This window comes from Streptomyces sp. A5-4, from assembly GCF_051131715.1.
Lineage (GTDB): Bacteria > Actinomycetota > Actinomycetes > Streptomycetales > Streptomycetaceae > Streptomyces.
In genome coordinates this window covers 6546532-6573492 of record NZ_CP178591.1, presented here as the reverse complement: position 1 = coordinate 6573492, position 26961 = coordinate 6546532, and the positions used below count along the sequence as shown (strand labels likewise).

Genomic DNA, 26961 nt, shown 5'->3' with positions numbered 1-26961 from the left:
GGATCAGGACTTCAGTACCGGTTCGGCGATGCGAGCTTCAAGGTCGGCGACGCGCCGGTCCTGGAAGCGTAGGTTCGAACGGGCGGCCTTGAGTCGTTCGTCGAGGGTGCGGTTGTCGGTGGTGAGCTGGCGGACGCGCTGTTTGAGGGTGGTGTTCTCGGTGGCAATCCGCTGGATGGCACCCTCGGTCCACTCAGCTTGCAAGTCGTCTATCTGGCCGAGGAGTTCGCCAATCCGGGTGCGTTGGGTGAAGATCTCGGTGTGGGCGGCCCTGAGGGCGTCCTCGGCGTTCAGGGCGCGTTCGCGCCAGGTCGCCTCGCGCTCGTCGTCCTGTCCAGCAAGCGCGCGGGATTGGTGTTCGTCGGCCTGCGTCATCGCTGCGGCGACCGCGGATCTGGCCTCGACGTTGTCGTAGAGGAAGGTGCGCGAGACGTCCGCGCGGCGGGCGAGGGCGGCGACGCTGACCTGGGCTTTCTCGCGTCGGAGCCGGGCGATGGCCTGGTGGACGCGCTGAAGGGCGGCTTCGGTCTTGCGGCGGCGGGCGGCCAGGGCCGCCGCGGTGCGGGGTTCGGGAACAGTGACGGTGTTCATGCAGCTTCCTGTTCGAGGTCGTCGCCGTCGGCTGTGCACGTATCGCTGTACTCGTCCGGCTCGCCGTTGGCCGCGTCGGCAAGGTCGGCGGCGCGAAAGGCCGTGGACCACACGCGGTGGAAGTAGTCCTGGGGTTTGCGCAGGTCCAGGGCGAGGGCGTCGTCGAGGAGTCCGAGGCCGGCCAGGGCCTTCTCCAGGCCGTCGATGGCGCGGGCGGTGGGCTCGAAGTAGCGGTGGAGGTAGTCGGCGGTGGCGTCGTCGGGGGCGCCCTCAGCCAGCAGCCGCCACTGTTCCCGTTTGCGACGCCAGTAGAGGAGGTCGGCGCCGGACAGGACGAACTTGTCGCAGTTGTGGCAGTCGAGGTTGAAGGGGCAGGCGCCGCCGTTCACGACGGGCTGGAAGGTGCAGAATCCGCCCTCGGCGGGGGTGCTGCGGCGAGAGAGGTCGATGGCCAGGGCCTGGGCCTGTTCTCGGGTGAGCGGGGTGGTGTCGCTGGTGAGGGGTTCACCGGGGTGGGCGGCGCCGGGTCCGGCGACCCACACGTGCTGGAGGACGTTGTCCAGGTCGCTGCTGGTCAGGTGGACGTAGTGCTCGGCCATGCGGTCGGAGACCTGGCCGAGGTAGCGGCGGATGTGTGTCAGGGTCGCGCCGTGCCGCAGCAGCCGTGTGGCCAGGGTGTGCCGGGCCTGGTGGGCGACGTAGTGACCGCCGAGGTCAAGCTCGGCGAGCCAGCTGCGGAAGCCGGTGTGGAACCAGGTGTAGGACAGAGCGCGGCGGCCGTCGGGATTGAGGATGTCGGTGGGGAACAGGGCCAGGTGGGCGCGTTCGGCAGCAGTGGGCGGACGACCGGCGTGCCGGTCGGCATAATGCGTCAGGGTCTTGCGGCGGCGTTCTTCGAGCCGGTCCAGGAGATGATCGGGGATGCGGACGGCCGCGTTCAGGTTGCCGACCTTGGTCTGGTCGTGCCAGAGCAGGGGCAGCCCGCCGTAGCGGCCGACGCAGTCCAGGCGGAGCTCGAGGACCTCTCTGGCGCGCCGTCCTGTAACGATGATGGTCTCCCACGCATCCCGCAGACCCCGGTCGTGCGGGTCGCAGCCGTCGGCGAGCTGCTGCAGGTTGGTCTCGTCCACAAGCGCCCGGGCGACCTCGTCGGGGAAGGGGTTGCGGCTGCGGGCCGTGCCCCGGCCTCCGACCGGCATGGCGGCTATGAAGGTGCGGTCCAGGCCGATCTGCTCGGCGCTGCCGCTGTCCAGCGCGCCGCGCAGAAGGGACCGGCCATAGTTGAACACCATCCGCCGCGAGGTCTCGGTGACTTTCGACCTTTTGCCGTCCAGGCGGGCCTGGCCGCGGAAGGTGAGGCCGAGGCGTTCGCGGTTGCGCAGGTCCGCAACGAAGCGGTGGACATGCTCGCCGCGCAGCACGGTGGGGTCGTGGCCGCCGCCGAGCGCCTCGGCCTCCAAAAACGCAGACAGTTCGGCGCCGGCGCGGCGCACGAAGTCCACCGGCTGGGCAGTGCGCGGGCAGCTGGGCGAGCGCAGCACGTCGACGATGTGGTCCCACAAGAGGTCGCGCAGCCACCGCTGGGTGACGCAGGTCAGGTCGACGTAGCTGGAGCGGTGCGGGAAGCGCACCCCGAAGTGCTCGGTCTCGATGTAGCCGGCATCCCGAGTGTCGGAGGGGGTGAAGTAGATCTTCCGCAGGGCCTGTTGCACCTCCTGGACCATGCGCTGGTGGTAGGCGCGGCGGAAGACCGAGGCATCCAGGCCGGCCAGGGACGCCACGTCGCGGCGCTGGCACTCGTCCGCGAGCGACTGCATCCACGTCAGATGCCACACAGCGACGGGCTGCATGCCGTGAACGTGCATGCCCCACTGAAGCTCGGCCCTCAGCAGGGGCCGCAGCCCGCGCAGGTTGACCGATCCGGTGCGGTGCACCGGCAGCTGCGCGCGGCACCAGGCACGGAAGGCGATATCGTCCTCGCAGGTCACCGGGACAGGGCGATCACGGCGCTCGTAGGTGGCGAAGAAGTTTTTCGGCGGCTTCGCCCCTCCCGGCCGCCCGGCCCGGTTGTAGCCGCGCTCGTGCGCGCCGCACAACCCCAGGGGCGAGGCGGCCAGTTCGTCGCACACGTCCGCACGACACTCACCGTAGCCCGGCAGCGCCGGCTGGTCGGCCAGCCACCGCTCGAACTCCGCCTCGCCCCTGCCGGGGAGCCGCTTCCGGTAGCTCAGCCACCGGTTGCGGTGCCGGAAGCACAGCACCAGCTGCAGGCTGAACGCCGGACGCTGCGGGCAGATCCGGCACATCATCGCCTCCGGCATCTCCGTGGCCGGCAGCGGCTCCGCACTCCGCAGGAACTGAGCCCGGCTCATCCCGCGCGCCTCCGCCTCCTGCCACTGCCCAGCGTGTACCGAGCACATCGCGTAGCGCCTCCAGCGGGGCCTCTCACAGTCGACGACCGTGCAGCTCCACGGATAGACCGGGTGCGTCGGCGGGATCTTCAGCACCCCGCCGCGCAGCACCGGGTCGAACTCGGGCCCGTTGACCAGCGCGGTGAGCACCTCCAGCCGGTCCCGACCCATGCGGGCATCCTGGAGCGGCAGCTGCGACAGCGCCGTCACTTCGTCTCACCCCAGACCGTGCGCAGGGCGGCATCGAAGACCGGGTCATGGACATCGACGTGGCCGTAGACCTCATCCACCATCGTGGCCGAGGCCCAACCGCCGGCGTCCCGGGCAATCAACGTGTTGCCCTCGGCGGCGTCAAGAACCGCGGACGTGAACGAGTGCCGGAAGGCATGGGGTTTCACGACCCCGAGTCCGGCTCGATTCCCGGCCCGGCCGAGCATCCGCCTGGCTCCGACCGGCGCCCACGGCTGTCCGGTATCGGCGCCGTGCAGCTGGACCAGGAGCATGCCGTGCCCGGCGCCGCGCGGGTACTCGGTGGTGACGTACTCGAAGTAGGTGTGCACCATCGCGGGGCTGACCCGTTTGATCAGCCCGCCGGTCACGGTGCCGTGCTCGACCCGCCAGGGGTGCTTGGTCTTGGCCTCAGCCCGGTTCGGATTGCCGGGCCGGTGGCAGACGTGCAGGTGAGGGGTGTGGCACTCGCCGCAAGCCGCATTTTCCCGCAAGTGCAGGTCGACCAGGTGAAGTCCGCAGAGCTCTCCGATGCGAAGCCCGCCGTCGGCGAGCCAGGTGACCACCAGCCGGTCCCGGGCGGCGTTCACCGTCTCCAGCAGCCTCTCCCGGGCGCCCTCCGGGAGCATCTTCGGATGCCGGCGGTGCGGCCCCTTCGGCGCCAGCGGGTTGGTGGGCCGCGACGACTTCACGTGCCCGAGGAACGACCGGCGCCGGTCCACCCGCGACGGCAGCCGCGACTTGTCGAGCTTCTTGCCGAGTTCGCCGTTGATCCCGAGGGAGGACTGATGCAGATAGAAGCCCTTCAGACAGGCCGCCGCGATCGACAACGCGGAGCGGCCGTAGGGGCGCTTGCCGACCCGCCACGGCTCGCCGAGCGGCATGCGGACCTCGGCACCGACCATGCCCATGTACCTTTCCACGTCGCGCAGTTGTACTGCGGCGAATGTCAGGCACTCCCGCTCCAGCCACCGCAGGTGGTCCACCAGCAGATACGCGTACGTCCTCTGCGTTCCCGAACCATCGTGCAGACGCAGGAACCGGTCCGCTTCCGTGTGCACCGTCCCCTCGGGCCACACGATCGTCCACGACCGCCGCCCGTCCTTCCGCTCGATCTGCTGGACCCGCAAGTCCCCGACCACCACGTGCCGTGCCACTCGTCCTCCGTACCGACTCCAGAACATGACAGACGTCCCGGACATGGTCGGTAAACAAGCCTGGGACGTGCTGGTCACAGTCCCAGACGGACATCACGGGCAGGACTACCTGCGGTCGGTAAACTCCACGATGACCGGTGAGCCGTTCTCGTCGAGACCGAGCGAGTCGATCCGACCGCCGTGGAATCCCCGCGAGTTCACGATTTCTGAAGGTATCGAAATCTGAACTGTAGGTGCTGCTGGGGGATTTGGAGGCTCTCTGGCCGTGGGTTCGCAGGTTACCCGGTCGTCGTTTCGGTGCCTGCCGGGCTGGCCGCACGGGTGTAGCGCAGGCTTGCCTGGGCGCTGAGGTTGAACATCGTGGAGATGCGGAGGGGATCGGGTCCGGCGGCGATCGCTTCTTCGAGGACCCGGTCCTGGCGGAGGCTGTCGACCGTGGCGGGCAGCCCCTTGAACAGGCGCTTGAGCCAGAAGTCGCTGACTGGACTCTTTTTCTTGGCTGTCTGCTGGGTGAGGAGGAGATGAGGGTTTGCCGAGTCCGGCCAGCGGGCGTCACGGTAGCGCCGGTACTTGCGGATGGCTTCGGCGGTGAAGTCGTCGAGTGGCCGGCTGACCTCGCCCCGCCGGAGGCGCCCGGTGCTCAGCTCGATGTCGGAGTCTTGGAGCATTCTGATCTCGTGCGGGAAGAGGGCGTGGATGCCGGCAAGGGCGACGACGGCCAGGAGGGCCGGGCTCTCAGCCGCGGCTCTGGCCACTTGTTTGAGTTGGTCTCCCGCGACCGGTGTGGGCGGGTTGACGAGGGTGTTGCCGGGCCTGATGCGTCGGGCTGGGTCGGCGAAGATCAGCCGCTGTGACTTGAGCGTCTTGAACATGTCCCGGAGCGCGACGATTTCGCGCTGGACGTTGTTCCGTTTGGCCAGCCAGTCAGTGATGTCCTCGGGGGTGACCTGCCTCAATGTCGAGTATCGGGGGGCACAGTACTCGGCAGTGAACGGGACGATCAGCCGCAGGTGGATGTCAACTGTGTGAGGCGACCTGGGGCGACGGCGAGGGGCTCCGTTGCGGAGGACGTCGAAGTAGGCGGTCACCTCGACGCGTATCTGCTCGGGAAGCCTTGCGAGGTGAGCTCTGACCAGTTGTTCGAGGGGGTCGGGTGCGTCGTCGAGCAGGATGTCGAGATCGTCGAGTATGTCGATGAGATGGACTGCGGGAGCATCGATGTCCCGGGAGAGTGCGTGCACCGTGGTGGCTTTGATCCTTTCGAAAGGCTGGTGCAGGGCCGAGAGGATCATTAATCCGCACTTCACGCGCTTGATGGTGCAGCGGTTCCAGCCCCGTACCACCGCGACGTCCCTGGCCCGATCGACGAGGAAGTCCGCATATCCGGGATCTGCCGGGGTGAATCCTGTCCAGGAGCGCCCCTTCGAGCCGTTCGGGTTCCGATAGCGCCGGAAGTCCCGGACCGGCTCGAAGAGCGTGAGCTGGATGCTCTCGGGCGGCTTCAGCAGCAGGGGGTGTCTGTGCGTCGTCTCGCTCGGCAAGTCAGGCACCTCCGCTGTTCTTGCGGTGAGGTGGTGGCGCCGATTCCATTTGATCAGGTCAGCGAGAAACGTCTGGTGCCCGATTGTGGCTGCGACCGTGAGGTCCAACCGGGCCCCGTGGCCGGCTGAAGGGACCTTGATACGGCCGGCGACGATTGCGGCCTGGTGACGGCAGGCCCGGCAGACTCCGTCACGCAGGGGGACGGTCGCGCCACACGTGCCGCACGAGTCGGCAGGGTACTTGTACCACCATGCCCTGCACGCATAGCAGAGGATCTTCGCGCCGCCCGGGTTAGGGTGCAGGCCCCAGGCCATGCAGACCTCGCAACTCTCAGGCGTCCCAAGCCCCTTGGCCTTCGCTTCCTTCGTCACAACGGCGGCATCAAGTTGCGGGAGGCCGGGCCGCCGCCGCTCCGACGACGGTTCTCACCAACAGCGGGACGGATGGCCGCCCTGCTCTCATCCTGCTCCGGTCGTTTCGCGCGGGCCTCCTCGGGCTCACGGACAAGCAGATCGCTGGGCTCGCATTGCAGCACCTCGCAGATCACGTCGAGATCGTCCAGGCGGATCGTCACCGGCTGGCCGGCCCACAGGTTGGACATCTTGCCAGCACTGATCACCAAGCCCGCGTCGGCCAGCATGCGCTGGAGTTCGGAGGACTTCCAGATGTCCCGCTTGGCCGCGGTCATCCGCAGGTTCCACTTCATGACGCTCCTCCGAATCGCGCCCGTCCACGCTCACCCGCACGGACCCACGCGTCCTCGACATGAGTCTGGTTGACGTGTACGTAGATCATGGTGGTGTTGATCCACTTGTGGCCAAGCAGCTCTTGGATCGCCACCACATCCATGCCCTGACGGTAGAGCTCCGAGGCAGCGAAGTGCCGAAGCGTGTGCGGCGTCAGCTTGCCTGCCTGCGAAGGAAGGTGCTGGGCGACCATCTTCTTCAGATGCAGGCGGAGCGTGTCGGTATCCACCCGCAGGCTCGAGCCGTCCGCGGCCCGCCGCTCCGAGGGGAACAACGGCGCCTCTGGCTCATCCACCCGATCGTCGTACTGCCAGCGGGGGCCGTCGACCCACCACTCCAGCAGCGAACGGCTCCCGTTGATCAGCGGGACGAGCCGTTCCTTCTTCTTGCCGCGCCTCCCCTTGCCCCGCAGAAGAATCTTTCCGAACTGGCCGAGCTCCCAGTGGATGTCGTCGACGTTCGCCAGGCACAGCTCCGAGACCCGGGGACCTATCAGACTCGCCAGCCTCATCGCGGTGTAACTCCGGACGATCGACAACGGTTTACGCGCCTGCGGCACCTCGTCACGCCAAGCCGAGAACAGATGCTCGACCTCCCCGAGCGGCGGCGGAACCCGCAACCGGGACAGGGTCGATCCACGGGGCCGGTTGATCTCATCCAACGGCGACTCGACGACATAGCCGGTTGCCCTGTGGATGGCGGGCTTGTGCCGTAGTTCAAGGAACTCGAAGTACACGCTGAGAGAGTGCGCCTTGTGGACCTTCGTGCCATGAGCCAAGCCCTGTTGATGTCGACCGAAGAACCGGTCCAGATCGCGAGGTTCCATCTCCCACAGCGGGCGCGTGAACCATGAGCGCACTTCGACGATCACGCCGACATCGCCGGCGACCGTCCCGTCACTGACACCGGCCGAAGCCCGGGCGAGCACGAACTCGGACAACAGATCCTGCTCGAAGGCCGCGACCTCCTCCGGCGTCGTCAAGCGCAGTTCCGGACGCAGATCCCGCACGATCGCCAGGGACACGAAACCTCCAGCTCGGCCATTTGACCAACTGATCGGACTGGACGATATTATCTCAAGAATTGTGAGATTCCATCGGGATGGACAACCTCTCGCGTGGGACGGATAGACCTCCAGGTCAGGCGCACGCTGCGGCGAGACCACGCTTCGGTGCGCTTGAGGAACCCTCGGGAGGAGAGTCAAACCGGCCCGGTGCTGTACTCGCTCGCCAGGAATCGGACACCCAGCAACGTCTCCATGTGCGCCTCGACGAGGCTCTGCACATCCGCCTCGACATCAGCAAGACGCGGCGTGACCGCGGTCACGCCGCTCTTTGTGTTGAACAGCTTCAGGCCCGACACCTTCCCCTCCTCGGTATGAATGCCGCAGGAGAACGCCCCCAAGGGCACAAATATTTCCGAAGGAGTCAACGGGCTGACTCGTTGCGATACCCCCGGGCATCGCAGCAGCTTGCCCGTGCGGCAGCCACAACACGCTCCGGCACCGCGACCACAGCCAAGCCATGAAACTGACTACCCGTCAGCCAAGTCAGCAATGGGTCAGCATTAATACCCGAAAAGGCTGTCCCTGAGTGTCGAAGCCTGATGAAGCCTCGCAACCCAAAAAACCCACTCTGACCTGCTGCGATCCAGCTCAGAGGGTACTCCCTGCTACGCTAGCCAACGCTGGTCACGTGATCAGGCTGTGACCGCTCGTTCGAGCAACGTCAGCGCCCGGTGCGGGAGTTCCGCGCGGTGCTCGTCGGCGCCGCTCAGCCAGTGCACCCGGGGGTCCCGGCGGAACCAGGAGTCCTGGCGGCGCGCGAAGCGTTTGGTGGCGCGCACGGTCTCGGTGCGCGCCTCTTCCTCGGTGCACTCCCCCGCCAGCACCGCGAGCACCTGCTGGTACCCGAGTGCGCGTGCCGCCGTGCGCCCCTCCCGCAGGCCGCGCGCCTCCAGCGTGCGCACCTCCTCCACGAGCCCCGCCTCCCACATGCGGTCCACTCGTGCGGCGATGCGTGCGTCGAGCTCGGGGCGGGCGACATCGACGCCGATCTGGACGGTGTCGTAGACCGACTCGTGGCCGGGGAGATTGGCCGTGTAGGGCTTCCCGGTGATTTCGATCACTTCGAGGGCGCGAACGATGCGGCGGCCGTTGCTGGGCAGGATCGCGCGCCCGGCGGCGGGGTCGGCGGCGGCGAGGCGGGCGTGCAGCGCACCCGGGCCGCGCAGCGTCACCTCTTCCTCCAGGCGGGCCCGTACGGCGGGGTCGGTGCCGGGGAAGTCCAGGGCGTCGATCGCCCCGCGTACGTACAGGCCCGAGCCGCCGACCAGGACGGGCGTGCGGCCCTCGGCGAGCAGCCGGTCGATGTGCACCCGGGCGAGCCGCTGGTACTCGGCGACACTCGCCGCCTCGGTGACGTCCCAGATGTCGAGGAGTTGGTGCGGGACTCCGGCACGCTCTTCGGGCGTCAGCTTGGCGGTGCCGATGTCCATCCCCCGATAGAGCTGCATGGAGTCCGCGTTGACGACCTCGCCGTCGAAACGCCGGGCCAGGGCGACACCCAGATCGGATTTTCCGGCCGCTGTGGGGCCGACAACGGCGATGACCCGCGGGGCAGTAGCTGCAGTACTCACTGCCCCAGTCTCGCAAACCCGTGGGCACCTCCTCGAACGAGCTACGTGACGGCGCACGGGCGGGGTCGTTGCCTGTTGCGAGGTTCCGACCGCCGGTTTACGGACCGGTGCCCCCGGGCGACGCAATGAGACGCTCCGGGCGGCGCGGAATTTCGCCCACACGAGTAACGTATGGAGTAGACATGGGCGTTTTTGCACGGTTTCGCCGCAAGTCCAAGGATGCCGCCGAAGGCGCAGCCGAGGAGGGGCAGGCCGCCACTCTGACGGCCGACCCCGCGGAGGAGACCGAAACGGAGAGCAAGGAAGTCGCGGCCGAAAAGACCGCCGAGGCTTCCGAGCCCGCCGAGCCGGCCACCGCCGCCGAGAGCGTGGAGATCCCCAAGCAGCAGTCGGTGGAGGAAGCGGCGGACAATGGGGCCGGCGAGAGCGCTCGTAAGTAGTCCCCCGAAGAGCAAAGGTGATCCATGGGCTTCCTGGATTCGTTGAAGGCCAAGCTTGCTCCTGCGAAGGACAAGGTCTCCGGCCTCGCGCAACAGCACGAGGGCAAGATCGAGCAGGGCCTGAGCAAGGCCGCCAAGGCGGTCGACAGCAAGACCAAGGGCAAGTACAGCAGCCAGATCCAGTCGGGCACGGGCAAGGCCAAGGACGCCCTGGACCGGATCGCCCACAAGGACGACGGCACCCCGCCGCCGGCCGGAGGCACGAAGCCTCCGACCTCTTCCTGACGGGCTGACAGGGCTGACGGAACGACGGTCCGGGCCGCAGACAGCGGCCCGGCGGGTCGGTTCGGCAGATCAACGGTGGACGGCCGTGGAGCGGACTCGCTCCACGGCCGTCCCCGTGTGTCCGCCCTCGCCACCCCTCGTTACGACCAGGCGGCGACGAAATACCCCACGCCGTACGGAGCCTCCTCGTACAGCAGCGTGCCGCCCAGCCCCGCTCCCTGAGCGGCGCCCGCGAGCACCTGCCAGGGCGCCCGGCCCGCCACCTTGAGTTCGTACGCCGCCTGCTCGTCCAGCGCGAGCAGAGCGGTCGTGTCGGCCGCGCCCAGCGCACGGGCCGCCGCCGCGTCGAAGTCCACGGCCCGCCCGTCCAGGTAGCCGGGGGCCTTGAGCGTCCGGCAGGCACTGCCGTCGCCCATCACCAGCAGGGCCACCCGCTCGGCCGCCTCGGCGAGCTCCCGGCCCGCCCGCGCGCACCGCTCTCCGGCCAGCCGCTCCTCGACGCCGAGCCCGCGGACCGGCGCGGCCGCCCAGTCCGTGCGGTCGAGCAGCCAGGCGGCCACCGCGAGGGACGGCGGGAGCGCGCGCTCCCGGGCGCCGTCGCCGCCCGCCGGGCCGAGCCGCACCTCCAGGTCCACGCCGAAGCCGCCGAAGCCGCCGACCGCACCCTGCGGGTGACTTCCAGCGCCGTCCTGAGCGGCGGGGCCGACCACGACGAGCAGGTCGGGGCGCGAGGCCGCCAGTACCCCCAGCGCGTCGGCACAGGCGGCCCGTGCGGCGTCGAGTTCCGGGGCGGCGCCCGCGGCGACCTCGGGCACGAGAAGCGGCGGACAGGGGCATACGGCGGCGGCGACAAGCATGTCCGGCAGCCTAATCCAGCCGGTCGAACCGGCGGCGACCACCGACTGCCGCCGCGCTGCTGTCAGACCGTGCCGGGCCCGTCGGCCGGCTCCGAGTCCCACTCCAGCTCGCACACCATGAAGCGGTACGCGAAGGACTGGCCGAGGGGCCCGTCGCAGATCAGTGCCCAGCCGTCCACCGTCCGGTAGATCCGGGTGCGCTTCGGCTTCGTCGGATCGCTCGGGCGGTACAGCCGCACCAGCTCCCGCAGCTGCGCCTCGGCGCTCTCCCGGGTGCCGTCCACGGTGGCGAGCAGTTCCATCGGTTTGTACTCGCCGTGCCACGCGGGGTTGTCCAGCAGCAGTCCCCAGCGCACCATGACACTCCCCGTGGTGTGTGCTGCTCCGTCGTGCCCCGCTCCGACCCGCAGCGGGGTCAGTTGCTGCCGCAGCCGCCCGTGACGGCCGGCAGCGGCTCGGGCGCTCCGACGGACGGCAGTCCGAGCATCACGCCGGCCGGCTTGGCGGCGCCGACCGTGTTGCGCTTCTCCCAGGCGTCGCCGGCGCGGGTGCGCCGTACGCCCTTGGTCTCGCCCTCGGCCAGCAGGTGGTGCGGCGCCGCGTAGGTGATCTCGACGGTGGCGACGTCGCCGGGGCGGACCTCGGCGTCGGGCTTGGTGAAGTGCACCAGGCGGTTGTCGGGGGCGCGGCCGGAGAGGCGGTGCGTGGCACCGTCCTTGCGGCCCTCGCCCTCGGCGACCATGACCTCCAGGGTCCGGCCGACCTGCTTCTTGTTCTCCGCCCAGGAGATCTCTTCCTGGAGGGCGACCAGCCTCATGTAGCGCTCCTGGACGACCTCCTTCGGGACCTGGCCCTCCATGGTGGCGGCCGGGGTTCCGGGGCGCTTGGAGTACTGGAAGGTGTAGGCCTGCGCGAAGCGTGCCTCGCGCGCCACGTGCATGGTCTGCTCGAAGTCCGCCTCGGTCTCGCCGGGGAAGCCCACGATGATGTCGGTGGAGATGGCGGCGTGCGGCATGGCCGCGCGCACCTTGTCGATGATCCCCAGGAAGCGGTCCTGCCGGTACGAGCGGCGCATCGCCTTGAGGACCGTGTCCGAGCCCGACTGCAACGGCATGTGCAGCTGCGGCATCACGTTCGGCGTCTCGGCCATCGCCGCGATCACGTCGTCCGTGAAGTCGCGGGGGTGCGGTGAGGTGAAGCGGACCCGCTCAAGCCCCTCGATGCGCCCACAGGCGCGCAGCAGCTTGCTGAACGCCTCGCGGTCGCCGATGTCGGAGCCGTACGCGTTCACGTTCTGTCCGAGCAGGGTGATCTCGGAGACGCCCTCGGCGACCAGTGCCTCGATCTCGGCGAGGATGTCGCCGGTCCTGCGGTCCTTCTCCTTGCCACGCAGCGCGGGGACGATGCAGAAGGTGCAGGTGTTGTTGCACCCGACGGAAATGGAGACCCAGGCGGCGTATGCGCTCTCGCGCCGCGTCGGCAGCGTGGAGGGGAACGCCTCCAGCGACTCCGCGATCTCGACCTGCGCCTCTTCCTGGATACGGGCGCGCTCCAGCAGCACCGGCAACTTGCCGATGTTGTGCGTACCGAAGACGACGTCGACCCAGGGGGCCTTCTTGACGATGGTGTCGCGGTCCTTCTGCGCCAGACAACCGCCGACGGCGATCTGCATGCCGGGCCGCTTCGTCTTCATCGGCGCGAGCCTGCCGAGGTTGCCGTACAGCTTGTTGTCGGCGTTCTCCCGGACCGCGCAGGTGTTGAAGACGACGACATCGGCGTCGAACTCCGCCGTGCCCTCGGGCGTGCGGACATAGCCCGCGCCCTCCAGCAGGCCGGAAAGCCGCTCGGAGTCGTGGACGTTCATCTGGCACCCGTAAGTGCGCACCTCATATGTCTTCTCGCTCATCTCGCTCCCCAGCGTACGGGGCCCCGTACCCCCTGGTCCTCACGGGCACTGAACTGGCAGGATCGCGCGCATGCTCCAAGCCCTCCCCCGTATCAGCCGCCGCCGCACCCTTCAGGGCTCCGCCGCCGCGCTTGTGGTGTTCGGGCTGCTGATGTGGTGGCTCCTGCCGATCGGGGAGTCCGAGCCGCGCGGGCGGATCACCTTCAGTACGGGCGTACCGACCGGGGTCTACCAGCGCTACGGCGAGCTCCTGGACACGGCCCTGGCGCACGATCTGCCGGACGTGGACATGCGGCTGCGGACCAGCGAGGGCTCACAGCAGAACCTGGCGCGGGTGGCCGGCGGTGAGGCCGACTTCACCATCGCCACCGCCGACGCCGTCGCGAAGTATCTACAGGACGGGATGCCGGGCGCGGAGCTGCTGCGCAGCTGTGCGCGGCTGTACGACGACTATGTGCAGCTCGTCGTGCCCAGGGGCTCCAAGGTGCGCACCGCCGCCGATCTGCGCGACAAGCGGGTCGGCGTCGGGCAGGACGGTTCGGGCGTGCGCCTGGTGTCGAACCAGCTGCTGACGGCCGCCGGGCTCAATCCCCACCTGGACATCACCCCGGTGTCCGCCGGCATCGACACCATGCCGGGGCTGTTGGAGGACGGTGACATCGACGCCTTCTTCTGGTCGGGCGGCCTGCCCACCAGTGCGGTCAGGGACCTGTCGAAACGGTTCGAGATCCGGCTCGTCCCGCTGGGCGAGCTGGTCGACAAGCTGCACGCGGCCGGCGGCGGCGCCCGCCACTACCGGTCGGCCGTGATGCCCGCCGACGCGTATCGCAGTGCCCAGGACGGGGAGGCCGTGCCGACCGTGGCGGTCGCCAACCTGCTGGTGACCACGGAGCTGATGGACGCGTCACTGACCGAGGGCCTGACCCGCACGGTGATAGGGAGTCGCGACCGGATCGGCAATCAGGTGCACGCGGCGCAGCTGGTGGACCTGCGTTCCGCGATCTATACGGACCCGCTGCCGCTGCATGAAGGGGCGCAGCGCTACTACCGGTCCGTCAAGCCGTAGCGACCGGTCACTGCGCGGGCCCTTCCGACGGCATGGCCGGCTTGGGGGACGTGCGCGGGACGGTGACGGTCACCCGCAGACCGTGGGGCGCGTTCTGGGCGTATGTGAGCCTGCCGCCGCAGGCCGTCAGCAGGGCCCGCGAGATGGACAGGCCAAGGCCGGAGCCCCTGACGTTCTGATGGCGGTTGCTGCGCCAGAAACGGTCTCCGATGCGGGACAGCTCGTCCTCGGTCAGGCCGGGGCCGTCGTCGGCGACGTCGACCGTGCAGTGCTCGCCGTTCGACGCGACGGTGACCTCGACCGCCTCGCCCTCGGGCGTGAACTTCAGGGCGTTGTCGAGCAGCGCGTCCAGGACGCTGGAGAGCGCGACGGAGTCGCCCCAGGCGGTGACGGCGGTGGAGCCGTGCTGGAGGAGGCGCACCCCCTTGTCGTCCGAGAGGGGCCGCCAGGCGGCGACCCGCTCGGCGGCCAGCGCGCCGAGGTCGATCAGTCGCAGGTCGGCGGAGGCGTGCTCGGCGAGCGCCAGTCCCAGCAGGTCGTCGAGCACCTGGGCGAAACGCTTGCCCTCCGTACGGACGGAGGCGATCTCCTCGTTGTCCTCGGGGAGCTCCAGGGCGAGCAGCTCGATGCGCAGGAGGAGGGCGGCCAGCGGATTGCGCAGCTGGTGGGAGGCGTCGGCCACGAAGGCGCGCTGCTGCTCCAGCACGTCCTCGACGTTGTCGGCCATCTCGTTGAACGAGCGGGCCAGCCGCCTGAGTTCCGGCGGGCCACCACCCGCCGCCACCCGGGAGTTCATCAGCCCGGTGGCGATGTCGTGGGCGGCGGCGTCCAGGACGCGTACGGGCCGGAGCACCCAGCCGGTGAGCCGCACGGCGGCGCCGAGCGCGACGAGCATCGCCGCGCACTCGCCCGCCGCGATCAGCAGCCAGCCCTGGAGGATCTGCGAACGCATCTGTCCGGTCGGCGAATCGGTGACCACCACGGCGACCACGTCACCGTCCCGCACCACCGGCGAGGCGACGACCAGCCGCCCGTTCTGCCAGGGCCAGACCTGCTGCGGATCGTGGCTGCGGCGCTTGTACAGCGCCTCTTGGAAGGCGTCGCGGCCCTCACCGGTCCTGGGGACGGCCCAGTCCGCGGGGGCGCTGGCCATGGCCTCGCCCTCCCGGTAGAAGACCCCCGCCTTGATCCCGTACACCCCGCTGTAGCTGGCGAGTTCGGTCTCCAGGGTCCTGCGCCGTTCGTCCTCGCCGCTCGTGTCGCGTTCGGTCTTCTTGCGTTCGGTGACGAACTGGGCGAGCGCCGCGAACCGCGCCGTGTCGTCGATCCGGTCGACGACCACCCGCTGCTGCTGCGCCGCGGCCACGCTCACCGCGAGCGGGAAGCCCAGCGCGAGGAGGATGCCCGCGAGGAGCACGATGAGCAGCGGGAGAAGGCGGGTACGCACGTGGGACTACGGTCCTTGCAGCGCGGGCGGCGCGACGAGCCGGTAGCCGACTCCGCGCACCGTCTCGATGAGGGTGGGCATCCGCAGCTTGGAGCGCAGCGACGCCACATGGACCTCCAGTGTGCGGCCCGTCCCCTCCCAGCTCGTACGCCACACCTCGCTGATGATCTGCTCGCGCCGGAAGACGACGCCGGGACGCTGCGCGAGGAGCGCGAGCAGGTCGAACTCCTTGCGGGTCAGCTGTACGTCCGCTCCGTCGACGGTGACCCGGCGGGTGGGCAGTTCGATCTGTACGGGGCCGAGCGCGAGGGCGCTGTCGGCGCCCACGGGGGGCGCGTCGCCGCTCGTGGTGCGCCGGCTGACGGCGTGGATACGGGCGAGCAGCTCACCGGTGTCGTACGGCTTGACGACGTAGTCGTCGGCGCCGAGGTTGAGGCCGTGGATCCGGGAGCGCACGTCGGCCCGCGCGGTCACCATGATCACGGGGGTGTCGGTGCGCTTGCGGATCTTGCCGCACACCTCGTAGCCGTCCTGGTCGGGCAGCCCGAGGTCGAGCAGGATGACCCCGAAGGGCTCCTTGTCGGCGGGCAGCAGGGCCTGGATGGCCTCCTCGCCGCTACGGGCGTGGACGACCTCGAAACCGTGGCGGGCGAGGATGGCGGCCAGGGCCGCCGCGACGTGGTTGTCGTCCTCGACGAGCAGCAGTCTCATGGCCCCCCTCCGGAGTATTGGTCGTTTTGGTCTCGCTGCATCCACGCCGATGCGTCACGGTCGAGTCAAGGCCCTTCCCGTTACGGGCATGTTCCGTTATGGACCCGGTATCCCCCGCCGTCGTCCTGTTCACGCGGAGTGTCCTGCCGAAGCCGGATCGTTATGCTCAATTTCCCCTCAGATGTAATGACGCTGATCGCAGCGGCTGACTAGGGTCCTCCCAATCGAGGAGGACGGAGCAAAAAGCCGATGAGCGGAGTTTCAGTGACCAAGGCCGGCGAGGATGCTGCAGCCGCAGCCGACGACCTGGTCGTGCTGAGCAACGTCAACAAGCACTTCGGCGCGCTGCATGTGCTCCAGGACATCGATCTGACCGTCGCCCGTGGCGAGGTCGTGGTCGTCATCGGACCCTCGGGGTCCGGCAAGTCCACGCTGTGCCGCACCGTCAACCGCCTGGAGACGATCGACTCGGGCACCATCACGATCGACGGCAAGCCCCTCGCCCAGGAGGGCAAGGAACTCGCCCGCCTGCGTGCCGATGTCGGCATGGTCTTCCAGTCGTTCAATCTCTTCGCACACAAGACGGTGCTGGAGAACGTCACGCTGGGCCAGATCAAGGTCCGCAAGATGGACAAGAAGACCGCCGAGGAGAAAGCACGCGTCCTGCTCGACAGGGTCGGCGTGGGCTCCCAGGCGGACAAGTACCCGGCGCAGCTCTCCGGGGGCCAGCAGCAACGAGTCGCGATCGCGCGGGCGTTGGCGATGGACCCCAAGGTCATGCTCTTCGACGAGCCCACTTCGGCGCTCGACCCCGAGATGATCAACGAGGTGCTGGAGGTCATGCAGCAGCTGGCGCGCGACGGGATGACGATGGTGGTCGTCACGCACGAGATGGGCTTCGCACGCTCGGCCGCCAACCGGGTCGTCTTCATGTCCGACGGAAAGATCGTCGAAGAGGCCACACCCGACCAGTTCTTCAGCAACCCGCGCAGCGACCGGGCCAAGGACTTCCTGTCGAAGATCCTTCACCACTGAAGCCCCACGACCACGACATAAGGATGTTCACGATGAAGCTCCGCAAATCGGCTGCTGTCGCCATTGCTGTGCTCGCGCTGACCGCTACCGCCTGTGGTGGCGAGTCCGGTACCGCCGGCGACAAGCCCAAGGACCCGGCCGGCGGCAAGAACGCGCCGAAGCTCCCGACGTACACCGCCGCCAAGGACGTCAAGATCGACTCCCCGGTCGTGAAGAAGGCCAAGTCGGTCGGCAAGCTCACCATCGGCGCCAAGAACGACCAGCCGTTCCTCGGCTTCGAGGACACGGACGGCAAGCGCTCCGGCTTCGACGTCGAGATCGCCAAGATGGTCGCCGCCGACCTCGGCTTCTCGCCCGACCAGATCACCTTCAAGACGGTCGACTCCGGTGTCCGTGAGACGACCATCTCCAAGGGCGACGTGGACCTCTACGTCGGTACGTACACGATCAACGACGAGCGCAAGAAGCAGGTCGGCTTCGCCGGTCCGTACTTCATGGCCGGCGCCGATCTGCTGGTCCGCAAGGACGAGACCACGATCAACAGCTCCGAGGACCTCAAGGGCAAGAAGGTCTGCTCCATCGTCGGCTCCACTCCCCTCCAGGAGATCAAGAAGCCGAAGTACGGTGCGAAGACCGTCGAGCTGTCGAAGTACTCCGAGTGCGTGCAGCAGCTCATCAACAACGAGGTCGACGCGGTCACCACGGACGACGCGATCCTCAAGGGCTACGCGGCCCAGCGCCCGACGAAGCTCAAGGTGGTCGGCAAGCCGTTCACCGAGGAGCCCTACGGCATCGGCATGAGCAAGGACGACAAGGCGCTCCGCGACGCGATCAACGACTCGCTCGAGTCGCACCTGAAGAACGGCGACTACAAGAAGGCGTACGACGCGACGCTGGGCCTGTCCGGCTCGCCGTTCTCCGAGCCGCCGGCGCTCGAGCGCTACTGATAGCGCCGCCTTCCGGAGTGACCTACCGGGCCCCGTACGCGCTTGAGGGGAGCGTACGGGGCGCGGTGTCCCCTGCCCGTTCGCTGTCGCCCACGAGGACTTCCCCGTGAATGTATTGCTCGACCACTTGCCGGAGTTCCGTGACGGCTTCATAGGCACCGTTCTGCTGACCGCCGCCAGTGCGCTGTTCGCGATGGTGCTGGGCGTTGTCATGGCCGGCTTCCGTGTCTCTCCCGTCCCGCCCCTGAGGTTCTTCGGCACCGCCTGGGTCACACTCTTCCGCAACACTCCGCTGACACTGCTGTTCCTGGTCGTCTGGTTCGTGGTGCCCCCCGTTTTCGGCACCGGCATGAATCCGTGGACCAAGGCCCTGCTGGCGCTCAGCTGCTACACCTCCGCATTCGTCTGTGAGGCCGTCAGGTCCGGTGTCAGCACCGTGTCGCTCGGCCAGGCCGAAGCGGCCAGGTCACTGGGCATGACGTTCTTCCAGACCCTGCGGATGGTCGTTCTGCCCCAGGCCACCCGCACCGTGGTCGGACCGCTGAGCAGCATCTTCATCGCGCTCACCAAGAACTCGGCGATCGCGGGCGCATTCAGCGTCACCGAGCTCTTCGGGGTGCAGAAGATGCTGAGCGACCAGGGGTTCGCCATCGCCCCGATCTTCCTCTGGGTGGCTCTCGCCTACCTGGTCATCACCTTCACCATCAGCGGTCTCTTCCGGCTGCTTGAGCGGCGCCTGGAGGTCGCACGATGAGTTCGAGCGTCCTGTACGACGCCCCGGGTCCCAAGGCCCGGGTACGTAACCGCACTTACTCCGTTCTCGGGACCCTCATGGTGCTCGGACTGATCGCCTTCGCGATCTTCCGACTCGCCGACCGGGGCTATCTCGCGCCCGAGATGTGGAACATCTTCAACAACGCAGGCGTCCGGTCGAACATCGGCGAAGGCATCCTGTCCACCCTCACGGTCTTCGTGGTGGCGGCAGTACTTTCGCTGGTGCTCGGCGCCCTGCTTGCCGTGGCGCGGCTCTCCGACCACCGGCCGGTGAGCGCGGTGGCCACCGGATTCATCGAGTTGTTCCGGGCCGTCCCGCTGCTTATCACCATCTACGCACTGTGGGTCGTCTTCCTGACCTACAAGAGCAACCTGGGTTTCATCGGCGAGAGTTCGGCCTACTGGGCCCTCGTCATCGGGCTCAGCGTCTACAACGCGTGTGTCCAGGCCGAGGTGCTCAGGGCCGGTGTCAACGCCGTGCCCAAGGGCCAGGTGGAGGCCGCGTACGCGCTCGGCCTACGCAAGTCGCAGGTCATGACGATGCTGCTGATACCGCAGGCAGTGCGCTCCATGCTGCCCACGATCATCAGCCAGCTGGTGGTGACCCTGAAGGACACCTCGCTCGGATACATCATCACGTACGACGAACTGCTGTTCGCCGCCCGCAAGATGGCCAACAACATCATCGTCAATGACGAGAACCCGTATGTTCCCGTGGTCCTCGTCGTCGGAGCCATCTACGTCGCGATGTGTCTGGCGCTTTCCTCGCTCGCCACCTGGATCGAGAAGCGCGGTCGCCGGGCCAAGACCGGCATCACGCCGGCCGCCGCGGTCGAACCGTTGGAGGCGCCGGGTGTGCTCGACGCATCCGCGGGTCCGCTCGGGCCGCACCCGAAGGACGGCGCCGCCGGCCCCGACGGGCCCGCCGACAAAAAGAACTGACGATATGTAAGGCAGCGGCCCCGCGCCGCTGCCTTACGTCACTTGACGCAAGCACTCGCAGTGGGTTGCATACGTTCTGTGATCGTGCACCGGGTTCAAACTGCCACTTCCCGCAAGTCCGTACGGACCGGAGGGGACGCGCCGTGGACCCGGTGATCGTCGTTGGTGCCGGTCCCGTCGGACTGGCACTGTCCCTGGCGCTCGCCGCCCAGGGCGTCCCCTCCGTCGTGCTCGACGAGGGCTCCGACAAAGAAGAAGTGCGTACGGCCAGTACGGCCGTACTGCGGCCGGACACCGCCGAGCTGGTGGAGCGGCTCGGCTGCGCCGCCGTCCGTGACGAAGGGGCGCACTGGACCGGATGGCGGTCCATGCGGCGCAACCAGGACATCAGGTATCTCACCCTCGGTGACGACGGCGACCTACCCGCCCCGCTGCACCTGCCGCAGCACACCCTCACCAACGGTCTGCGGGACGCCGCCGACGAGCAGGAGCTCGTACGGATCGTCACGCACAGTCGCCTCGACACCGTCGAACAGGACGCCGACGGCATCACCGCACACACCCGGGAGCCCGGCTCCACCTGGTGGCGCGGCAGTTTCCTGGTCGGCTGCGACGGTGCGCGGTCGACGGTGCGCAAGCTCCTCGACATCCGCTTCCCGGGGCGTACGGCGGTGGAGCGGCACGCCGTGGCCGCGCTGCGCACCGAGCTCCCCTGGCCCGGCGAAGCGTTACTCCACAGGCTGCCGCCGTGGCGCACGGGCGGCGAGGAAGTGACCGCCCGGCCGCTCACCGGTGACCTGTGGCGGCTGGACTGGCTACTGCCGGCGCGCGGCGAGCTGGTCACGCCCGAGGCCCTGGTGACACGCGTGCGGGACACCTTGGCCGGCTGGTGCGGCGAGACACCTCCGTACGACCTGATCGACACCGGTGTGTACACCCTCCACCACCGGCTGGCCCGCCGCTGGCGGCTGGGCAGGGCCTTCCTCGCCGGAGACGCGGCCCACCTGCTCGGAGCGCTGGGCACCCAGAGCCTCGACGAGGGCCTGCGGGACATCGACAACCTGGCCTGGAAGCTGGCGCAGGCCTGGCACCTGGGGGCGTCGGAGACGCTGCTCGACAGCTACCAGGCGGAGCGGCGCACCGCCGTCGCCGCCCGGCTGCGCGCCGCCGATCAGGCGCTGCCGATACTGCGCGGTGGCGGCGGCCTGCGCACATACCTGCCGGGCACCGCGCGCGGGCACGACCTGATGCTGACGGACGGACACCTGGGGCGTGGCGCGTTGGGGGCGCCACCCGAGTACACGCGCTCCCCCCTCGCACCCCCGCACGCCGAGGCGCAGACGCTCGTCGGTACGCCGCTGGGCGGACCGGTCGTGGATGTGCGGGCGACGGCGACGGACGGCACGACCGTGCGACTGCGGGACCGGCTGGGACGCGGGCGACTGCTGGTGATGCTGGTCGCACCGGGCACCGGTGTCTGGGACCGGCGGCACTGGATGAGCGCCGGGGTGATGCCACGGCTGGCCGCCGCGGTGGCGGCCCTGCCCGCGACGGCCGAGCTGCTGGTCGTCGAAAGCTACCCGGGGGCCTCCGCGCACACGGTGCTGCTCGTACGGCCCGACGGGCATCTGGTCACCGCGCTCACGGGGGTGCGTCCCGCCGAGCTGTACGCGGCGGCGGACGCGGCGCGCGGGGGCGCGCCGTCCACGGCGGGCGCCCCTCCGCACGCCGACAGTCCCGGCCGGACCGACCGGACCGACCGGACTGCGGACATCAATTGACCGTCACAGGCGCACATGGTGTACTCCGAAGCGTGACCGACACCAATGTGCGCCTGTGGCGGAGGGTCCATATGGACCTCGTCCGCTATGCGGGCTGCGTGTGTCGACCGTCCTGCTGATTCGCCCTCTTTCCTCGCGCCGTGCCGTGCTCCGCTCATGGCCGCGCGTCCACGCGAAATTCTCAGGACGGTTTTTGTGTCTCTCTCCGCACCTCTTTCCGCTGTGCCCGAGCGCGCCGCGGACACCCCTGCCGATCGCACCGCGGGCTCTGGCTCCGCGGGTCGCGCCCCTGCGGGCCCTTCCGCTGCGGAGCTGCTCGCATTCGTCCGTCGCACCGCTGCCGACGCCTCCCTCGTGGCCTCCCTGCCGCTCGACCCCGAGGGACGTACCTGGGTACGGCTCGACGGGCCCTACGGGAGTGAGGCATGGCTCATCGGATGGCCGCCCGGCAGCGGTACGGGCTGGCACGACCACGGCGGCTCGCACGGAGCCTTCGCCGCCGCGGGAGGCTCACTGCGCGAGGAGTCACTCGCGGCGCGCCTCCCCACCGAGGGCTGGAAGACCCTCGAACTGGCCGACGACGTCGACCGTGAGCGGCGGCTGACAACGGGCGAAGGGCGCGCCTTCGGTGCCCACCATGTCCACCAGGTACTGAACGAGTCCCCGGGCGAACACGCGATCTCGGTGCACGCCTACTACCCGCCGCTGCCGATGATGCGGCGCTACAGCCGCACCGGCGCGGTGCTGCGCCTGGAGCACGTCGAGCGTCCGGAGGAGTGGCAGTGAGCGGGAAGACGGTCGGCATCGACGAACTTCTGGAGCGCGTCCGCGAGGGGCTCGACCGCGTAGGCCCTCAGGAGGCCTTCGAGGCATCCTCGGCGGGCGCCCTGCTCGTGGACATCCGGTACGCCGAACTGCGCGAGCGGGACGGCCTCATTCCCGGGGCGCTGGTCGTCGAGCGCAACGAGCTGGAGTGGCGGCTCGACCCGCAGGGCAGCCACCGTGCCGCGGAGGCCGCCGACCACGGTCTGCGGATCGTGGTGATCTGCAACGAGGGATACGCGTCGAGCCTCGCGGCGGTCTCACTGCGACAGCTGGGGCTGCACCGGGCGACCGACCTCGACGGCGGCTTCCAGGCATGGCGGGCGGCGGGACTGCCGGTGACACCACCGGTGACGCCGTAAGGACGGTAAGGAACGCCCTCTCTGGAGGACGCCCCTTACCGAGGTGCGGAACCGTTCGGCCGCGCGCGGCCGGCTGTGTGCGGGCCGGGCGGGGCGGGACCAACGGTGCCCGGGGGCGCGCCGGGGGAAACGGCGGTCTCCGGGAACGGCTCGCCACCAGCGCTCACGGTGGGCGCTCCCCGCACGGCGGCATTGGGCTCGGCCTCCTCGGCGAATCCGTACCGCGCGAGGTGACGAAGGTGATAGGTGGAGGCGCCGGTGTTAAAGGCCGAGAGCCCGGGCAACGGTCGCCGAAGTGGCCGGCAGTGGAGGGCAGTTGCTGAAGAATCTGCTGCCGTGACGGCGCCTTGAGGGCGGCCGGCTCCGCGATCTCGGTACCGCCGGGGTGCTTTGCCACGCGTACGCGATTGCCTGTGCAGAAGTTGCTGTGCATGGGGGCCGGCCTGCACATTCACCCGGAGGTAAACCCCACCAACCGGCGCAGGCAGGCCAGTTGAGCCGACACCACAGTCCGCCGGGGCGGGCCCTCGGCCAGGTGCGAAGCCGGGCCCGCGGTCCGGGCCAGGGAGACAGTTCCGAGGCCGGGGCACCGGGGCCGGGGGCAGCTCGAATGTGGTTCAGATCCGGCTCGGCCTCAGCTCCGCTCGGAGCAGGCCGTACCAAAAGCCCCCTGCGTCGCTCAGAGAAGGCCGTGCACACCCCGGGCCGCACGGGCGTACTCCACGCCCCCCGCACCGCTCAGAGCGGGTCGTATTCCACGCCCCCCGTGTCGTCCTCGCCCTCTTCTTCCAAAGCGCGCCTGACCACCCGCAGGGCCATGCCCTCCGAGTACCCCTTGCGGGCGAGCATGCCCACGAGACGGCGCATTCGACGGTCGCGCTCCAGGCCGCGGGTGGAGCGGAGCTTGCGATCGACGAGCTCGCGGGCCCGCTCCTCCTCCTGGTCGGAGTCGAGTCGGCCCACGGCCTCGTCGATCAGGGCCGCGTCCACTCCCTTGGTCCGCAGCTCCCGCACGAGCGCCCGCCGGGCCAGGCCCCGGCTGTGGTGGCGGGACTCCACCCAGGCGTCCGCGAAGGCCGCGTCGTTGATGAGCCCGACCTCTTCGAAGCGGGACAGCACCTCGTCCGTAATCTCTTCGGGGATGTCCCGCTTCTGGAGCGCGTCCGCCAACTGCTTGCGTGTACGCGGATTCCCGGTGAGCAGGCGCAGGCAGATCGCGCGCGCCTGCTCACCCGGATCCTGAGGCGGCAGCCCCTTCCCGGCCCTCGACGGGGCGGAGCTGCCGCTGTCCTCTGCGTCCGTACTCCCCGGCCAGTCCATTCTCCGGGTCATGGCTTAGCTCTTGGCCGCCGCGGTCTTGGCCGTCTTGGCCTTGCTCGCCGGAGCCGGTACCGACTTCGCAGCGTCGGCCGTCACCGCGTCCGTGGCCACCGCCGCGCCACCGACCGCCGCGTCCACCGCGGGCTCGACAGCCGGGGTCTCCGGCTTCTTGACGCCGACGCCCAGCTTGTCCTTGATCTTCTTCTCGATCTCATCGGCGAGATCGGGGTTGTCCTTCAGGAAGTTGCGGGCGTTCTCCTTGCCCTGGCCGAGCTGGTCGCCCTCGTACGTGTACCAGGCGCCGGCCTTGCGAACGAAGCCGTTCTCCACGCCCATGTCGATCAGGCCGCCCTCGCGGCTGATGCCCTGGCCGTACAGGATGTCGAACTCGGCCTGCTTGAAGGGCGGCGCACACTTGTTCTTGACGACCTTGACGCGGGTGCGGTTGCCGACCGCGTCGGTGCCGTCCTTCAGGGTCTCGATCCGCCGGATGTCGAGTCGCACCGAGGCGTAGAACTTCAGCGCCCGGCCACCGGTCGTCGTCTCCGGGGAGCCGAACATCACACCGATCTTCTCGCGGAGCTGGTTGATGAAGATCGCGGTGGTCTGGGACTGGTGCAGCGCGCCGGTGATCTTTCGGAGTGCCTGGCTCATCAGCCTGGCCTGGAGACCGACGTGCGAGTCGCCCATCTCGCCCTCGATCTCCGCACGCGGCACCAGAGCCGCCACGGAGTCGATCACGATGAGGTCGATGGCACCGGAGCGGACCAGCATGTCCACGATCTCAAGCGCCTGCTCGCCGGTGTCCGGCTGGGAAAGGATCAGGTTGTCCGTGTCGACGCCGAGCGCCTTGGCGTATTCAGGGTCGAGCGCGTGCTCGGCGTCCACGAAGGCGACGGTGCCGCCGGCCTTCTGCGCGTTGGCCACGGCGTGCAGCGTCAGTGTCGTCTTACCGGAGGATTCCGGTCCGTACACCTCCACCACACGGCCACGCGGCAGTCCGCCGATGCCGAGTGCGACGTCCAGTGCTGTCGATCCGGTGTGGATCACTTCGATGGCTTCGTTCGGCCGGTCGCCGAGGCGCATGACTGCGCCCTTGCCGAATTGCCGTTCAATCTGGGCGAGCGCGGCGTCGAGCGCCTTCTCGCGGTCGGTGCCTGCTGCCATGGGTTCCACCCGATTTGCTTGAGTCGATCGCTTCACATCCAAGACGCTAACCCCTGCCACTGACAATGCGTCCCGACGCCGTCCTGGCCTGTGGATAACTCAAGGAGAGAAACCGGGCCAGAACCCCATGAGAAAGGATGTTCGATTTCGGTGTCAAGCGCACCACGCCCACCCCGTCCGAGTCTCAGGAGTCGTCTTCCCCGGACGGCCGCGTCCCGGGTGCCCCTGATGTTCCGGGCGGCCGGGCCGCCTGCCGCGGCTCGTGGCGCAGGGTCCGCCGCAGCCGCACCAGGCCCGAGAGACCTCGTCGCCGTGGATGCCTGCCGTGCACCCGCGGGTCGTCCGTCACGTCGTACCGCTTCACGTACGCGCCCAGGAAGGCCTGCAGTGTCGCGACCGCCGGAATCGCGATCAACGCACCGACCGCGCCCATCAGCGCCGTCCCGGCGACGACCGATCCGAAGGCCACCGCCGGGTGGATGTCCACCGTCTTCGCGGTCAGCTTCGGCTGGAGCACATAGTTCTCGAACTGCTGGTAGATCACGACGAAGATGAGCACCCACAGCGCGTACCAGGGGTTGACGGTGAAGGCGATCAGCATCGGCAGGGCGCCCGCCAGATACGTGCCGATCGTCGGGATGAACTGCGAGACCAGCCCCACCCACACGGCGAGCGCGGGCGCGTACGGCACATCCAGGATCACCAGCAGGATGTAGTGCGCGAAGCCGGAGATGAGCGCCATCAGGCCACGCGAGTAGAGATAGCCGCCCGTCTTGTCGACCGCGATCTCCCAGGCGCGCAGCACCTCGGCCTGCCGGGCCGGCGGCAGAACCGAGCACAGGGCGCGCCGCAGCCGCGGTCCGTCGGCCGCGAAGTAGAACGAGAACAGAAAGATCGTCAGCAGTCTGAACAGCCCGCCCAGGACGGTCGCCGACACGTCCAGAACGCCGGTCGCGCTGTTCTGGACGTACCTCTGCAGCCAGTCGGAGCGCAGCAGGCTGTCCTGGACCTCGACCCGCGAAAGCTCCGTGTGGAAGCTCTGGTTGATCCAGTTGATCACCGAGTCGAGGTACTTGGGGAAGTCCTCGACCATCTCGATGATCTGCCCGGCCAGCATCGAGCCGAGCAGCACGACGAAGCCGACCGCCGCGATCACGACACCCAGGAAAACCAGGAAGGTGGCGAGGCCCCGCCGCATGCCGCGCGCCGCCATGCGGCCGACCGCGGGCTCGATCGCCAGCGCCAGGAAAAAGGCGATCAGGATGTTGGTCAGCAGCCCGATGAGCTGGTGGAACGCCCAGTCGCCCAGTTGGAAGCAGGCATAGAGCGCGAGCGCGAGAACCATCGCGCGAGGCAGCCAACGGGGCATACGGGCCGAAGCTTGGGCCGCCGCGAAGGCTGTGGGCGACGACGCCGTCGGCGACTCTTCGTTCCGGGCGGAATTCTCGGCGGACTCGTCAGTGGGTGCCACCGGATCAGTCTCGCCCATGCGCGTGCGGTCCGGCCGGCCGCCCCGGCGTCAGCGTTTGTCCGCGGGAACGTCCATCGAGGAACAGACGACACGCCAGACGGCCTTCGCGTCCCACCCCGCGGCGAGTGCCTCGTGGACCGTACGGCCTCCGAGCTCGGTCATCACATGGTCCAGGGCGAAGGAGTCGGCGTACGCCTCACCGAAGTGGTCCGCCATCCGATCCCAGAAAATCGTCAACCGCATGAACCAAGTATCGCGCCCCTGAGAGTGCAGCCCTGTCCGTACACCTTGCCGTGAGCGTTCTGGGCCCTACGGT

The 26961-nt window shown here is 68.9% G+C and carries 28 protein-coding genes; 11 read left to right on the top strand and 17 right to left on the bottom strand.

Annotated elements, in window-relative coordinates; genetic code table 11:
• Positions 1-3 precede the first annotated feature (3 nt).
• The 8 genes from ACLLJJ_RS30800 to miaA all read right to left on the bottom strand — a co-directional run bounded on the left by ACLLJJ_RS30800 (position 4) and on the right by miaA (position 9312).
• Positions 4-591: a DUF6262 family protein gene (locus ACLLJJ_RS30800; RefSeq protein ID WP_185300726.1), complete on the bottom strand. Its 588-nt coding sequence runs from the start codon at positions 589-591 to the stop codon at positions 4-6.
• On the bottom strand, positions 588-3212 hold the full coding sequence (locus ACLLJJ_RS30795; protein WP_185300725.1) for a tyrosine-type recombinase/integrase: 2625 nt from the start codon (positions 3210-3212) through the stop codon (positions 588-590). Before ACLLJJ_RS30795 ends, ACLLJJ_RS30800 begins: the two co-directional genes overlap by 4 nt.
• Positions 3209-4387, bottom strand: a complete 1179-nt coding sequence (locus ACLLJJ_RS30790) for a tyrosine-type recombinase/integrase (protein ID WP_434597399.1) — start codon at positions 4385-4387, stop codon at positions 3209-3211. Before ACLLJJ_RS30790 ends, ACLLJJ_RS30795 begins: the two co-directional genes overlap by 4 nt.
• A 278-nt stretch (positions 4388-4665) precedes the next feature.
• Positions 4666-5928 (bottom strand): hypothetical protein, encoded by a 1263-nt coding sequence (locus tag ACLLJJ_RS30785; RefSeq protein WP_434597396.1) that lies wholly within the window; start codon positions 5926-5928, stop codon positions 4666-4668.
• A 368-nt stretch (positions 5929-6296) separates the two neighbouring features.
• Positions 6297-6635, bottom strand: coding sequence for a helix-turn-helix domain-containing protein (locus ACLLJJ_RS30780; RefSeq protein WP_434595796.1), 339 nt, complete (start codon positions 6633-6635; stop codon positions 6297-6299).
• A complete protein-coding gene (locus tag ACLLJJ_RS30775) occupies positions 6632-7699 on the bottom strand; it encodes a tyrosine-type recombinase/integrase (protein WP_434597394.1) in 1068 nt (355 codons plus the stop codon). Before ACLLJJ_RS30775 ends, ACLLJJ_RS30780 begins: the two co-directional genes overlap by 4 nt.
• A 176-nt stretch (positions 7700-7875) precedes the next feature.
• Complete coding sequence (locus tag ACLLJJ_RS30770) at positions 7876-8037, bottom strand: hypothetical protein (protein WP_434600701.1); 162 nt, start codon at positions 8035-8037, stop codon at positions 7876-7878.
• Between the two features lie 336 nt (positions 8038-8373).
• Positions 8374-9312, bottom strand: a complete 939-nt coding sequence (miaA, locus tag ACLLJJ_RS30765) for a tRNA (adenosine(37)-N6)-dimethylallyltransferase MiaA (protein ID WP_434597391.1) — start codon at positions 9310-9312, stop codon at positions 8374-8376.
• A gap of 182 nt (positions 9313-9494) precedes the next feature.
• Between miaA and ACLLJJ_RS30760 the strand changes: the two genes are divergently transcribed.
• Both ACLLJJ_RS30760 and ACLLJJ_RS30755 read left to right on the top strand, forming a co-directional pair.
• The gene (locus tag ACLLJJ_RS30760) at positions 9495-9752 is read left to right on the top strand and encodes a hypothetical protein (protein WP_434597389.1); all 258 of its coding nucleotides are present in this window, start codon (positions 9495-9497) and stop codon (positions 9750-9752) included.
• A gap of 24 nt (positions 9753-9776) precedes the next feature.
• A complete protein-coding gene (locus ACLLJJ_RS30755) occupies positions 9777-10037 on the top strand; it encodes an antitoxin (RefSeq protein ID WP_347120204.1) in 261 nt (86 codons plus the stop codon).
• Between the two features lie 140 nt (positions 10038-10177).
• On the opposite strand, the gene ACLLJJ_RS30750 is transcribed toward ACLLJJ_RS30755, so the two are convergent.
• The 3 genes from ACLLJJ_RS30750 to miaB form a co-directional block, all read right to left on the bottom strand.
• On the bottom strand, positions 10178-10894 hold the full coding sequence (locus tag ACLLJJ_RS30750) for a class III extradiol dioxygenase subunit B-like domain-containing protein (RefSeq protein WP_434597386.1): 717 nt from the start codon (positions 10892-10894) through the stop codon (positions 10178-10180).
• 62 nt (positions 10895-10956) lie between these two features.
• Positions 10957-11253 (bottom strand): hypothetical protein, encoded by a 297-nt coding sequence (locus ACLLJJ_RS30745; protein ID WP_434597384.1) that lies wholly within the window; start codon positions 11251-11253, stop codon positions 10957-10959.
• A gap of 56 nt (positions 11254-11309) precedes the next feature.
• Positions 11310-12800, bottom strand: a complete 1491-nt coding sequence (gene miaB / locus ACLLJJ_RS30740; RefSeq protein ID WP_434597382.1) for a tRNA (N6-isopentenyl adenosine(37)-C2)-methylthiotransferase MiaB — start codon at positions 12798-12800, stop codon at positions 11310-11312.
• A 70-nt stretch (positions 12801-12870) separates the two neighbouring features.
• Between miaB and ACLLJJ_RS30735 the strand changes: the two genes are divergently transcribed.
• Positions 12871-13866 carry a TAXI family TRAP transporter solute-binding subunit gene (locus tag ACLLJJ_RS30735; protein ID WP_434597380.1) on the top strand — a complete coding sequence of 332 codons (996 nt, stop codon included), beginning with the start codon at positions 12871-12873 and terminating at the stop codon, positions 13864-13866.
• Between the two features lie 7 nt (positions 13867-13873).
• On the opposite strand, the gene ACLLJJ_RS30730 is transcribed toward ACLLJJ_RS30735, so the two are convergent.
• Together ACLLJJ_RS30730 and ACLLJJ_RS30725 are read right to left on the bottom strand one after the other, a co-directional pair.
• Positions 13874-15313, bottom strand: coding sequence for a sensor histidine kinase (locus tag ACLLJJ_RS30730; RefSeq protein WP_434597379.1), 1440 nt, complete (start codon positions 15311-15313; stop codon positions 13874-13876).
• A 6-nt stretch (positions 15314-15319) separates the two neighbouring features.
• On the bottom strand, positions 15320-16024 hold the full coding sequence (locus ACLLJJ_RS30725) for a response regulator transcription factor (protein WP_434597377.1): 705 nt from the start codon (positions 16022-16024) through the stop codon (positions 15320-15322).
• A gap of 249 nt (positions 16025-16273) precedes the next feature.
• Here ACLLJJ_RS30725 and ACLLJJ_RS30720 point away from each other — a divergent pair, with 249 nt between their 5' ends.
• From ACLLJJ_RS30720 to ACLLJJ_RS30685, 8 genes are all read left to right on the top strand, one after another.
• On the top strand, positions 16274-17059 hold the full coding sequence (locus ACLLJJ_RS30720; protein WP_434597375.1) for an amino acid ABC transporter ATP-binding protein: 786 nt from the start codon (positions 16274-16276) through the stop codon (positions 17057-17059).
• Positions 17060-17091: 32 nt separating this feature from the next.
• Positions 17092-18006 carry a glutamate ABC transporter substrate-binding protein gene (locus ACLLJJ_RS30715; protein ID WP_434597372.1) on the top strand — a complete coding sequence of 305 codons (915 nt, stop codon included), beginning with the start codon at positions 17092-17094 and terminating at the stop codon, positions 18004-18006.
• Positions 18007-18112: 106 nt separating this feature from the next.
• Positions 18113-18760 (top strand): amino acid ABC transporter permease, encoded by a 648-nt coding sequence (locus ACLLJJ_RS30710; RefSeq protein WP_434597370.1) that lies wholly within the window; start codon positions 18113-18115, stop codon positions 18758-18760.
• Positions 18757-19722 carry an amino acid ABC transporter permease gene (locus ACLLJJ_RS30705; protein WP_434597368.1) on the top strand — a complete coding sequence of 322 codons (966 nt, stop codon included), beginning with the start codon at positions 18757-18759 and terminating at the stop codon, positions 19720-19722. Before ACLLJJ_RS30710 ends, ACLLJJ_RS30705 begins: the two co-directional genes overlap by 4 nt.
• Positions 19723-19865: 143 nt before the next feature.
• A complete protein-coding gene (locus ACLLJJ_RS30700; protein ID WP_434597366.1) occupies positions 19866-21503 on the top strand; it encodes an FAD-dependent monooxygenase in 1638 nt (545 codons plus the stop codon).
• A 71-nt stretch (positions 21504-21574) separates the two neighbouring features.
• On the top strand, positions 21575-21622 hold the full coding sequence (locus tag ACLLJJ_RS30695; protein ID WP_309506048.1) for a hypothetical protein: 48 nt from the start codon (positions 21575-21577) through the stop codon (positions 21620-21622).
• A gap of 76 nt (positions 21623-21698) precedes the next feature.
• Positions 21699-22289 (top strand): cysteine dioxygenase, encoded by a 591-nt coding sequence (locus tag ACLLJJ_RS30690; RefSeq protein WP_434597364.1) that lies wholly within the window; start codon positions 21699-21701, stop codon positions 22287-22289.
• Positions 22286-22687: a rhodanese-like domain-containing protein gene (locus ACLLJJ_RS30685; RefSeq protein ID WP_434597362.1), complete on the top strand. Its 402-nt coding sequence runs from the start codon at positions 22286-22288 to the stop codon at positions 22685-22687. Before ACLLJJ_RS30690 ends, ACLLJJ_RS30685 begins: the two co-directional genes overlap by 4 nt.
• A gap of 738 nt (positions 22688-23425) precedes the next feature.
• Here the strand turns inward: ACLLJJ_RS30685 and recX are convergent.
• From recX to ACLLJJ_RS30665, 4 genes are all read right to left on the bottom strand, one after another.
• Complete coding sequence (gene recX / locus ACLLJJ_RS30680; protein ID WP_434597361.1) at positions 23426-24019, bottom strand: recombination regulator RecX; 594 nt, start codon at positions 24017-24019, stop codon at positions 23426-23428.
• Between the two features lie 3 nt (positions 24020-24022).
• The gene (recA, locus tag ACLLJJ_RS30675) at positions 24023-25174 is read right to left on the bottom strand and encodes a recombinase RecA (RefSeq protein ID WP_434597359.1); all 1152 of its coding nucleotides are present in this window, start codon (positions 25172-25174) and stop codon (positions 24023-24025) included.
• A gap of 184 nt (positions 25175-25358) precedes the next feature.
• Complete coding sequence (locus ACLLJJ_RS30670) at positions 25359-26543, bottom strand: AI-2E family transporter (protein WP_434600572.1); 1185 nt, start codon at positions 26541-26543, stop codon at positions 25359-25361.
• A gap of 150 nt (positions 26544-26693) precedes the next feature.
• Positions 26694-26888: a DUF3046 domain-containing protein gene (locus tag ACLLJJ_RS30665; protein ID WP_434597357.1), complete on the bottom strand. Its 195-nt coding sequence runs from the start codon at positions 26886-26888 to the stop codon at positions 26694-26696.
• Positions 26889-26961 lie beyond the last annotated feature (73 nt).